At 73.9% G+C, this 10,610-nt stretch carries 8 protein-coding genes; 5 read left to right on the forward strand and 3 right to left on the reverse strand.

Going from position 1 to position 10,610, the window contains the following annotated elements; translation table 11 throughout:
* Nucleotides 1-615 precede the first annotated feature (615 nt).
* The 4 genes from FM076_RS33695 to FM076_RS12585 all read left to right on the forward strand — a co-directional run bounded on the left by FM076_RS33695 (nt 616) and on the right by FM076_RS12585 (nt 7,216).
* A complete protein-coding gene (locus tag FM076_RS33695; RefSeq protein ID WP_345944970.1) occupies nt 616-2,463 on the forward strand; it encodes an FtsK/SpoIIIE domain-containing protein in 1,848 nt (615 codons plus the stop codon).
* Between the two features lie 774 nt (nt 2,464-3,237).
* Nucleotides 3,238-4,587 carry an ABC transporter substrate-binding protein gene (locus tag FM076_RS12575; RefSeq protein WP_173870347.1) on the forward strand — a complete coding sequence of 450 codons (1,350 nt, stop codon included), beginning with the start codon at nt 3,238-3,240 and terminating at the stop codon, nt 4,585-4,587.
* Nucleotides 4,588-4,736: 149 nt separating this feature from the next.
* The gene (locus FM076_RS12580; protein ID WP_173870349.1) at nt 4,737-6,272 is read left to right on the forward strand and encodes a carbohydrate ABC transporter permease; all 1,536 of its coding nucleotides are present in this window, start codon (nt 4,737-4,739) and stop codon (nt 6,270-6,272) included.
* Nucleotides 6,269-7,216 (forward strand): carbohydrate ABC transporter permease, encoded by a 948-nt coding sequence (locus FM076_RS12585; protein WP_173870351.1) that lies wholly within the window; start codon nt 6,269-6,271, stop codon nt 7,214-7,216. Before FM076_RS12580 ends, FM076_RS12585 begins: the two co-directional genes overlap by 4 nt.
* Here FM076_RS12585 and FM076_RS35295 read toward each other — a convergent pair.
* From FM076_RS35295 to FM076_RS12600, 3 genes are all read right to left on the reverse strand, one after another.
* Nucleotides 7,194-7,904 (reverse strand): GtrA family protein, encoded by a 711-nt coding sequence (locus tag FM076_RS35295; protein WP_173870353.1) that lies wholly within the window; start codon nt 7,902-7,904, stop codon nt 7,194-7,196. The genes FM076_RS12585 and FM076_RS35295 overlap by 23 nt on opposite strands.
* Before the next feature lie 247 nt (nt 7,905-8,151).
* Nucleotides 8,152-9,129: a decaprenyl-phosphate phosphoribosyltransferase gene (locus tag FM076_RS12595; RefSeq protein WP_173870355.1), complete on the reverse strand. Its 978-nt coding sequence runs from the start codon at nt 9,127-9,129 to the stop codon at nt 8,152-8,154.
* Complete coding sequence (locus FM076_RS12600; protein ID WP_173874700.1) at nt 9,122-9,691, reverse strand: phosphatase PAP2 family protein; 570 nt, start codon at nt 9,689-9,691, stop codon at nt 9,122-9,124. Before FM076_RS12600 ends, FM076_RS12595 begins: the two co-directional genes overlap by 8 nt.
* A 90-nt stretch (nt 9,692-9,781) precedes the next feature.
* Here FM076_RS12600 and FM076_RS12605 point away from each other — a divergent pair.
* The coding region (locus FM076_RS12605) for an FAD-binding oxidoreductase (protein WP_243274451.1) at nt 9,782-10,610 on the forward strand (829 nt) is incomplete at its 3' end.

Genomic DNA, 10,610 nt, shown 5'->3' on the forward strand with positions numbered 1-10,610 from the left:
GGCGACCCCGGATCGGCCGCGCTGCGGGCGAGCGTGACCCGGCTGGCGCGGGAGGGGCGGCAGCGGGCATCCACCTGCTGTGCCTCGCCGAGACGCCGTCCGCCAGCCCGTCGTCGCCCGTCGCCGCCACCGTGGAGGCCGCGAACGACGCGTGCCCGGTCTTCCCCGAGTGCGGCACCCTCGCGCTGCTCAGCGGCGACGTCGCCACGGCCGTACGCGTACTCCACCGGGAGCCCGCCCACCCGGGAACGTCCGCACGCGGCGAGGCGTCACCCGGCTCCGCCGGGGCACTCCGGACGGACGGAACGCCCCGGGCAGAGGGAACACCCCCGGCGGACGGGCACGGAAGCGGCGGCCCTGCGGCTGCCACCGGAGTGGGAGGCGTCACCGGAGCGAGGGACGCCATCGGAGCGAGGGGCGCTGCGGGAGCGGCGGAGTCCGCGGGAGCGAGGGGGGGCGCCGGGGTGGTGCCCCGCCGCCTTCACCGCGCCGCCCGGTCCCGTCGCCACCGTCGACGCCGTCTCGGCCGCCTGGGCCGAGCGGTTCGCGCGCGCCCTCGCGCCCCTGCGGGAGAGCGACGACGCGGCGGCCCGCGCGGGTCTCGCCCGCCCCACGGTGACCCTGCCGGACCAGTGCCGCCTCCTCGACGAACTGGGCCTCGCCCGCGCCACGCCCGCCGCGCTGCTCGCCCGCTGGTCGGAGCGGCTGGCGGCCCCGGCGGGCCGCGCACCGCTGGTGTTCGGAGCCGGCCCCCACGGCCCCCTGGAGGCCGACCTCGCCGAACTGCCGGCGGGGCACGTCCTGATCAGCGGTGGACCCGGGGCCGGGAAGACGGAGTTGCTGCGGTCCCTGGCGGCCTCGCTCGCCGCCGGGGAACGCCCGGACCGGCTGGCCCTCGTCCTGGTGGACGGCGCGGGTGCCGACGCCGGGGAGGGACTGCGCGCGTGCCAGGAGCTGCCGCACGTCACCGCGCACCTCGTCGCCGGGGACCCGGTGCGCATGCGGCAGTTCGCGCAGGCCCTGAGCGCCGAGGTGAAACGGCGCGCCGAACTGGTCGGGGAGGACGGCAGCTACGAGGAGTACGTCCGGCTGGCGGCCCGCCCCGGCGGACGCGTGGTGGCACCACGCCAGGCACCCGAGCGCGCCCAGGCGGCGGCGTCCCCCGCCGAGGGGGGCACCGTCCAGGTCCCGGCGCCCTCCCCCGCACCCGATGCCCTCACCGGCGAACGCACCACGGTCGGCGCCGGACAGAGCCCGCGCTACCGGACCGACACCCGGGGCACCCTCGCCGGTGGCAGTGGTACCGACGAGGGAGTCGGTACCACCAGCGGTGGCACCGACCGGGACGGCGGCGCCCCCTTCGGCACCGGGGACAGCGGGGTCGGCGGCCGCGCCGGTACTGGTGGCGACGCGGGCGACGGCAATCGCGGCGGCGGGGCCGGAAGCGGGGCCGGTTCCGGCCGTGGACCCGGCAGCGGGGCCGTCGGCGGCGACACCGGGCGTGGCGCCGGCTTTGGTGCCCGTGCCGGTGGTGAGAGCGGTCGTGGCGAGGTCGGTGCCGGTGCCGGCGGCGATGCGGGCGTCGGGCGCGGTGGGCCCGAGACGCTGCCCGATCAGGTTGGCGGCGGCTCGTCCGACGCGGGGTCCGTTCCCGGGGGGCCGGGTGGCGGGGCCGGGGACGCCGGGGACGGGCCCGACCCGACCCAGCGGACGCTGCGGCTGCGCCAGGTGGGCGGCGAACGGTCCGGGACGGCGGCGGAAGAGGGCGCCCCCACAGGTCCCGCAAGCCACGCAAGCCACGCAGGCCCCGCAAGCCACGCCGGGGCCTCCGGAGGTGCCTCCTCCGCCCCCTCCGCCCCCTCCTCCTCGGCCCTCGCGTTCCCCTCGCCCCTCGGTCCCACCGGGGTACCGCCCCGGCTCGTCGTGCTCGTGGACGACTTCGACACGCTGGTGGACCCCGCCCTGGGCAACCCCGGGCGGCCCGCCGCCGGTTCGGTCGTCCGTGCGCTGGAGGCCGTGGCGCGGTCCGGTGCCCGGCTGGGGGTGCACGTCATCGCGGCGACCGGCCGGGCCGACCGCACGGACGCCACCCTGCTGGCGCGGACGGCGGCACTGCACGCCGAGTTGGGCGTCCGCGAACCCGACGCGGGCGGCACGCCGCCGCCCGGACGCGGCATCCTGACGTTCCGTCAGCGGGAGGGTGGCGGCGGGACGCGGGTCGCCTTCCAGGCCGGGAAGGTGACGGGACGCATCCCGCGCACGGCGACCGTGCGGCCCACTGTGGTGCCGCTGGACTGGGCGCGGGCCGGGGATCCGCCCGCGCGGCGGCAGGTGCGGGAGCTGGGCAACGGGCCGACGGACCTGGCGCTGCTCGCCAGCGCCATGGACCGCGCCGCCCAACAGGCCGCCCGCTCGCCCCAGTCCTCGTCCTCCTCGTCCTCCTCGTCCTCCTCGTCCTCGTAACCCCTCGCAGGAGGCCCCCAGGACCCGAGGCCCCCGGCCCCCGGGCCACGGCCCCCGGGCAACGGCCCCCGGGCAACCTCCGCGTGATCGCGGGGGTTGCCCGGGGGCCGAATCGTCGGGGCGCTTCGGGTCGTTCGGGCCGTTCGGGGTGTGCGGAGGTTTTCGGGGGTGTCCGGAAGCCTTCGGGGGCGCCCCGGGCCGGCCGTTCCGGTCGACGGGATGTTGTACGCGACCCCCGACAGGTGGCGGTTCCGGCGCTGTCGGCCCGCCGTGCCGCCGCCCCTCCCGTCGCGGCTGATCCGTCGCGGCAGGAGGGGCGGCGGGAGTCACGACGGAGGGGCGACGGAAGGGGTGACGAAGGGACGGCGGGAGTCGCGACGGAGGGAGGGCGGAAGAGTTCGCGACGGGGAATTCGGGGCCGGCGCGAAGGGGGCGGGCGGGGGGTGGCGCGGGGCTTGCGAGGGGACTCGTACGCCCGGCGGAGGGGGCGCTTCCGGTGATGGTGGGAGCCCCTTCAGCGAGGGCTCAACTGCCCCAGCCACCGCAGGAGTTCGCAGTACGTGACGCAAAGAAGCGGAGCGACAGGTCACGGACTGATCAAGATGCCGGAGGCGACCCGTACAGTGTTGCCACGGATGCTGGTCCGGGCGTACAAACTTCCGCACAGAAAGGTACGGCGTGGTGCCCCGGCGAAGGCTGGCCCGCGCCATGCTCGACTCCCGTTCCACCGACGCGGTGACGGGAGCTTCATGGGGGAAAGGGACGGCCTGAACCATGCGTTACTCGCGCGCTCCGCGCACGGCTCTCGCGCTCGCCTCCGTCGTCGCCCTGACACTCGCCGCCGCCGGCTGCGCCAAGGAGGACGAAGGGAGCGAGTGGGCGGCTTCGCACAAGCCGACCGTCGACCTCCCCGACCTCAAGGGCCAGAAGCTCCAGGTGGCGGCCGTGTGGACCGGCCAGGAGGAAGAGAACTTCCGCAAGGTCCTGGACGAGTTCGAGAAGCGCACCGGCGCGAAGGTCGAGTTCGTGCCCACGGGCGACAACGTGGCCACCTACATAGGTTCCAAGATCGAGGGCGGTTCGCCGCCGGACGTGGCGATGATGCCGCAGGTCGGTGTCCTGCGGCAGTTCGCCAAGAAGGGGTGGCTCAAACCACTCGGCAAGGAGGCCCTGGCCGAGTCGAAGAAGAACTTCAGCAAGGGCTGGCGCGATCTGGGCAGTTACGACGGCAAGCAGTACGGCGTCTACTTCAAGGCCGCGAACAAGTCCCTGATCTGGTACAACGCGCAGGCGTACAAGGACGCCGGCGTGGGTGAGGCGCAGGACTGGAAGGCGTTCGTGAAGGACGCCCAGACCCTCTCCGACTCGGGTGTCGACCCGGTGTCGGTCGGTGGCGCGGACGGCTGGACGCTCACCGACTGGTTCGAGAACGTCTACCTCTCCCAGGCGGGCCCGGAGATGTACGACAAGCTGGCCACCCACGAGATCACGTGGAAGGACCCGTCGGTCACCAAGGCGCTCAAGACGCTGGCCGAACTGTGGGGGCAGCGCCATCTGCTGGCGGGCGGCAACAAGGGCGCCCTCCAGACGGACTTCCCCAAGTCGGTGACCCAGACCTACGGCGACCTCGCCTCGCCCGAGGCCGCGCTCGTCTTCGAGGCGGACTTCGTCGGCGTCAACATCGAGGGTGACACCAAGGCCCGCATCGGCAAGGACGCGCAGGTCTACCCGTTCCCGAAGGTCGGCGCCAAGCCGCCGGTGGTGACCGGTGGCGACGCCGCGGCCGTGCTCAAGAACACCAAGGGCGCGCAGGCGCTGGCCACGTTCCTGGCCTCCCAGGACGCGGCGGGCATCTGGGCGGCGGAGGGCGGTTTCATCTCCCCCAACAAGGAGCTGGACCTCGCCGCCTACCCCAACCAGCCGCAGCGGGAGATCGCCAAGGCGCTGATCGACGCGGGCGACGACTTCCGTTTCGACATGTCCGACCAGGCGCCCGCCTCCTTCGGCGGCACCAAGGGTGAGGGCGAGTGGAAGGCCCTCCAGGACTTCCTGGCGAACCCCAAGGACATCAAGGGCACCCAGCAGGCGCTGGAGAAGGCCGCCGCCAAGGCGTACGAGAAGTGAACCGCGCCGTGTGACAGCCCCGTCGCGCCGCCGCGGGTACCGCCACGTGCCGTCAGCGCGTGCCGTATCCGAACCCGGATCCGTACCCGTATCCGGCGGGCCGCGACCCCCACGCCTCACCGACGGAACAGGACAGGGGAGACACCCTCATGCCGACCCCGAGCAATTCACCGAGCGACGCGGCCGGAGGCATACCGGACGCGACCGGCGCACCGGACGCGCCGGTCACCGGTGCCGCGACCGGCGCCACCGCCGGCTCCTCCACCACGAGTACCAGCACCACGACCACCAGCACCACCGGCAGCACGAGCACCACCAGCAGCACGGCGGGCGCCGCGGGGGCGCCCGCCGGCAGCTCGCCCTCGGGCCGCCCCTCGGGCAAGGCCGCCGCGAAAGCCTCGGCGCTGCGCCGCAGGCCCTGGATCGCCGCGGTCTTCCTGCTGCCCGCGCTGGTGATCCTGGGCGCGCTGGTCGTCTACCCGATCGTCTACTCGCTCTACCGCAGCCTCATGGACGCCGACGGCTCCAGCTTCGTGGGGCTGAGCAACTTCAAGGAGGTCTTCACCGACGACGGCACGCTGATCGCCTTCCGCAACAACCTCGTCTGGGTCATCGTCGCGCCCGCCGTCTGCACGGCGCTGGGCCTGATCTTCGCGGTGCTCACCGAGAAGGTGCGCTGGGGAACGGCGTTCAAGCTGCTGGTCTTCATGCCGATGGCCATCTCCATGCTGGCCTCGGGCATCATCTTCCGGCTGGTGTACGAGCAGGACCCGGAGCGCGGTGTCGCCAACGCCATGTGGACGACCGTGCACGACACGTTCGTCGACACCTCGCCCTGGCCCGACGCGCGGCCCCGCCCCGACGCCCCGCTGGCCGTCCAGAAGGGCGGCGCGTACACCACGCGTGAGACGGTGCACGCGGCGAGCCCCGTCTCCCTCCCGCTGGTCGGCATCCCGCCGAAGAAGGCGAGCGACGCCGCCCCCGCCAAGAAGGCCGGCAAGGCCGGCGGCGGCAAGGTCACCGGCACGGTGTGGCTGGACTTCGTCAAGGGCGGACGCAGCGAGCACAACGTCATCGACCAGCAGGAGAAGGCCCTCTCCGGCATCACGGTGGAGGCCGTCAAGGACGGCCGCAAGGTCGCCGAGGCCACCACGGCCGACGACGGCACCTTCACCCTCCCGGCCGCCGCCGACGGCGCCACACTGCGGCTGCCCGCCTCCAACTTCGCCGAGCCCTACAACGGCGTCGACTGGCTCGGTCCCACCCTGGTGACCCCGGCCATCATCGGCTCCTACGTGTGGATGTGGGCGGGCTTCGCGATGGTGCTGATCGCCGCGGGCCTGGCCGGCGTCCCCCGGGAACTGCTGGAGCAGGCCCGGGTGGACGGCTGCAACGAGTGGAAGGTCTTCCGCAAGGTCACGGTGCCGCTGCTGGCCCCGGTACTCGGCGTCGTCACCGTCACCCTGATGATCAACGTCCTCAAGATCTTCGACCTCGTCTACATCATCTCGCCCGGCGCCACCCAGCGGGAGGCCAACGTCCTCGCGCTCCAGCTCTATCTGAAGTCCTTCGGTGGCAACCCCGACCAGGGGGCGGGCAGCGCGATCGCGGTGATCCTGCTGCTGCTCGTCGTCCCGGTCATGATCCTCAACATCCGCCGTCTGCGCAGGGAGTCCCGCCGATGACCACGCTCACCGCCAAGGGCGAGTCCTCCAAGCCGGCGGCTGAGGCACCGGAAGCCGCCCGGCCCACGTCCTCGGCCGCCTCCCGGGTGGCCGCGCTGACCGGCCACTGGGCCGTGCGCTTCGCACTGGTCGTGATCGGACTGTTCTGGCTGATGCCCACGGCCGGCCTGCTCAGCTCCTCGCTGCGCGACCCGGCGGACATCTCCATCTCCGGCTGGTGGAACGTCTTCGACCTGAACGGCAGCTTCCCCTGGATCCTCGACGCCGACCAGCTGACCTGGTCCAACTACGACGCGCTGTTCGCCAACGACCAGGTGATGGGGTCCCTGTGGACCACCGTGCTGATCACCGTCCCGGCGACCGTCCTGGTGGTGGTCATCGGGGCGCTGGCCGGGTACGCCTTCGCCTGGATGGACTTCCCCGGCCGCGACTGGTGGTTCCTCCTCGTGGTGGGGCTGCTGGTGGTGCCGGTGCAGGTCGCGCTGGTGCCGGTCGCCAAGCTGTTCAACGCCCTCGGGATCTTCGAGACGACCGCGGGCGTGGTCCTCTTCCACACCGCGTTCGGTCTGCCGTTCGCCATCTTCCTGCTGCGCAACTTCTTCGCGGAGATCCCCCGCGAGCTGCTGGAGGCCGCGCGGCTGGACGGCGCCGGTGAACTGCGGCTCTTCACCCGCGTGATCCTCCCGCTGGGCGGACCCGCCATCGCCTCGCTGGGCATCTTCCAGTTCCTGTGGGTGTGGAACGACATGCTGGTCGCGCTGATCTTCGCCGACTCGACCAACCCGCCGATCACGGTGGCGCTCCAGCAGCAGATGCGGCAGTTCGGCAACAACATCGACGTGCTGGCGCCCGGCGCCTTCATCTCGATGCTGGTGCCGCTGGCGGTCTTCTTCGCCTTCCAGCGGCAGTTCGTCTCCGGCGTCATGGCCGGTGCCGTGAAGTAGCGCCCCCAACTCCGCCGGCACCGCCGGCGCCCCGGATGACGCCTTCCGGTGCCCGCCCCCGCCCCGACTCCGCGTCCGGGGCGGGGGCGGACGCATTTTCCGGGGCGGACGCGTGTTCCGGGGCCGGCGCGTGTCCCGGGGCGGGCGCGTGTTCCGAGGCGGACGCGTGTCCCCGGGCGGGCTGTTGGGGGGCGGGCGTACGTTCCTGGGCGAGGGCCCGTTCGAGGGCGGCCGGACGGGAGAACACCAGTGTGCGCGTCCCCCAGAAGCGCACCGCCGTGCCGAGCACCATGCCGACGCCCGCGCCGGAGACGGTGTCCGCCAGTGCGGACGTCAGGCCCAGCACATGGCGGGAAACCCCCAGACAGGCCAACTGGACAGCACCGCCCGCCGCGTTGACGACGAGAAAGACGGCGAACCGCCGCCAGCCGCCGGCCAGGCGCCGCGCCCCCAGCCGGTAGGGGCCCAGCGCGTTGCCGGTGTAGGCGATGGCGACACCGGCGAGGAAGGAGAGGGCCTTCGCGGCCATCGGGTCCAGACCGGCGGGACCGCGCAGCCACAGGAAGGCGCCGAGATCGGCGCCGAAGGCGACGAGGCCGACGGTGGCGAAGCCGGCGGCCTCGGTGAGGAGGGCGCGCTTGCGCGCGGGCAACCGGGCCGGGGCCCGTCTTCCTGGGCCGCCCCTCATCGTTGCGCCTCGCTGGTGGGGTGGCCTGCCCGGCCCGGGGTGGGGCCTGCCACCCGGCCCGGGTTGGAGCCTGCCATCCGGCCGGGGTCGTTGTTCGGCTGGTTGTGGTGGGTGGGCGGCTTGCTGTCGGGTTGGGACCGCCGGGCTGCGGTCCTGTGGTTGCTCGCCGTCGCGGCGGGAAAAGGGTGGGCTGCGGCGGGAAAAAGGTGGGGCTCGGGGAGAGGGTGGGGTGTGGGGGGCATGGGGGTTACAGGGTCGTGACCGAGAGTCCGTAGAGGAGGGCCCAGATCAGGGCGGTGACGGCCAGGGGGCGGTCGCGGAGGAGGACGTCCTCGGGGGACCCGGCGGCGGCGCGGTCGGTGAAGACGGCGTACCGGAGCACGGCGAGGATCAGCGGCACCATCGACAGCTGCCGCCACAGGGAGCCGCCCGCGGCCCCGTCGGTCTCCAGGGCCCACAGGCAGTAGGCCAGGACGGCGACCCCGGCGGCGAGCTGCCAGACGAAGCGCAGGTAGCTCACGGTGTACTCGCGCAGCAGGGCGCGGGTCCCGCCCTCGCCCTCCCCCATGAGGACGGCCTCGGAGTAGCGCTTGCCCGCGACCATGAACAGGGCGCCGAATCCGGCGGTGATCAGGAACCAGCGGGAGAGGGGGATACCGAGCGCCAGTCCGCCGGACATCGCCCGCATCACGAACCCGGCGGTCACCACGGCCAGGTCGACGACCAGGATGTGCTTGAGCAGCAGGCAGTAGGCGATCTGCATGGCGACGTAGCCGGCCAGCAGGGCGGCGGTCGCGGTGTTGCACAGCAGGGCGGCCAGTGCCGTGGCCGTCAGGGCGAGGAGGGCGCCGAGGGTGTAGGCGAGCGGGACGGGGACGGTGCCGGCGGCGACGGGGCGGCGGCACTTGTCGGGGTGGGCCCGGTCGGCCTCGGCGTCGCGCGCGTCGTTGAGCAGGTAGACGGCGGAGGCGGCGGTGGTGAACAGGGCGAAGACGAGGACGAGTTCGGCCGCCGTGTGCGGGGAGGCGAGCCGTCCGGCGGCGGCCGGTGCGGCGACGACCAGCAGGTTCTTGACCCACTGCCGGGGCCGTACGGTCAGCAGCAGCCCGCCCGCGAGGGTGCCGGCGAAGCCGTCGGGGCGTACGGGGGCGACCGGCCGCGGGCCGGTGACGAGGTCGCCCCCGGCCGGCGGGGGCGCGCCGGTCAGGGTGGAGTGCTCACTCATGGGCGGGCTCCCGCCTGGTGCCGAGTCGTACGGTCAAGGCGCCCAGTGCCGCGCCCGCCAGCACGTCCGAGGGGTAGTGGACACCGGCGACCAGCCGTGAGACGCACATCAGCGCGGCCAGCGCGCCCAGCGGTGTCCGGTGGCGGAGTCCGCCGAGCGCGAGCGCCGCCGCGCCCGCGGAGGCCGCGTGCGAGCTGGGGAAGGAGTGCCTCCCCGCGGTCCGTACGAGCGGGGCGCGGCCCGCCAGGCGGGGGCGCGGGCGGCGCACGACCCGCTTGAGCCCCATGCTGGCCAGGTGAGCGGTGCCCACCAGGGCCGTGGCCCTGAGCCAGCGCTCCCGCTGCGTACGGTCGGTGGCCGCTCCGGCGCATCCGGCCAGCAGCCAGACGGCGGCGTGCTCCCCGCACCAGGACAGCGTGCGGGCCGCGCCCGCCACCCGGGCGTCGGCGGCGCAGCCACTGAGCGCCTCCAGCAGCCGCCGCTCCCACCGGCTCAGTCGTCGTGCCGTTCTCGCTGCCACGCTCCGACTCTCCCGCGCGCGCGGCACACACCCGGTGACCATACGATCCGACACTCGGGCCTTCACCCTTTCAGCGACACGAGCGGCACCGCCTCCCCTCCAGGGCATTTCGGTGGCCGTACGGTCTCGTGCATGCCCGCTCAGCACATCCAGCGCGCCGCGACCGCACCGCCCTCCCGCACGGCGCCCCGTACCGCACGACTGCTGACCGGCTGGGGCGGCACCGCGCCCACCGGCGCACGGGTGCTGCGACCGGGCACCCGCGAGGAGGCGGTGGAGGCCGTCCGCGCCTGCGGGGCGCGCGGCGGGATCGCGCGCGGGCTGGGGCGCGCCTACGGGGACGCGGCACAGAACGCGGGCGGCACCGTGCTGGAGACCACCGGCCTGGACCGGGTGCTGGCCCTCGACGCCCGGGCCGGGACGGTGACCAGCGAGGCGGGGGTGAGCCTGCACCGGCTGATGACGGTGCTGCTGCCGCTGGGCTGGTTCGTCCCGGTGACGCCCGGCACCCGCTATGTGACGGTCGGCGGGGCGATCGGCGCGGACATCCACGGCAAGAACCACCACGTCTCCGGCTCCTTCACCCGGCACGTGCGGGCCATGGACCTGCTGACGGCCGACGGCGAGGTGCGCACCGTCACCCCCGGCAGCGACCTGTTCGACGCGACCGCGGGCGGCATGGGCCTGACCGGACTGGTGCTGAGCGCCACCTTCGACCTGCTGCCGGTGGAGACGTCGCTGATGAGCGTGGACACCGAACGGCTGCCCGACCTGGACTCGCTGCTGGCCACCCTGACGGCCACCGACCACCGCTACCGCTACTCGGTGGCCTGGATCGACCTGCTGGCCCGCGGCACCGCCGCCCTGCTGGCCGGCTACGTCGCCATGCAGATCGCCTACTGCCTGCTGCTCAAGCACATCCTGGTCGTCGACCTGGCCGTGGTGACCGCCGGGCTCGTGA

The organism is Streptomyces albus subsp. chlorinus (assembly GCF_013302895.1).
GTDB lineage: Bacteria > Actinomycetota > Actinomycetes > Streptomycetales > Streptomycetaceae > Streptomyces > Streptomyces chlorinus.

What these genes read in the sequence shown, in the direction of transcription:
- FM076_RS12575 (WP_173870347.1), top strand. Translation starts at nt 3,238, where the DNA reads ATGCGTTACTCGCGCGCTCCGCGCACGGCTCTCGCGCTCGCCTCCGTC.
- FM076_RS12580 (WP_173870349.1), top strand. Translation starts at nt 4,737, where the DNA reads ATGCCGACCCCGAGCAATTCACCGAGCGACGCGGCCGGAGGCATACCG.
- FM076_RS12585 (WP_173870351.1), top strand. Translation starts at nt 6,269, where the DNA reads ATGACCACGCTCACCGCCAAGGGCGAGTCCTCCAAGCCGGCGGCTGAG.
- FM076_RS35295 (WP_173870353.1), bottom strand. Translation starts at nt 7,904, where the DNA reads ATGAGGGGCGGCCCAGGAAGACGGGCCCCGGCCCGGTTGCCCGCGCGC.
- FM076_RS12595 (WP_173870355.1), bottom strand. Translation starts at nt 9,129, where the DNA reads ATGAGTGAGCACTCCACCCTGACCGGCGCGCCCCCGCCGGCCGGGGGC.
- FM076_RS12600 (WP_173874700.1), bottom strand. Translation starts at nt 9,691, where the DNA reads ATGGTCACCGGGTGTGTGCCGCGCGCGCGGGAGAGTCGGAGCGTGGCA.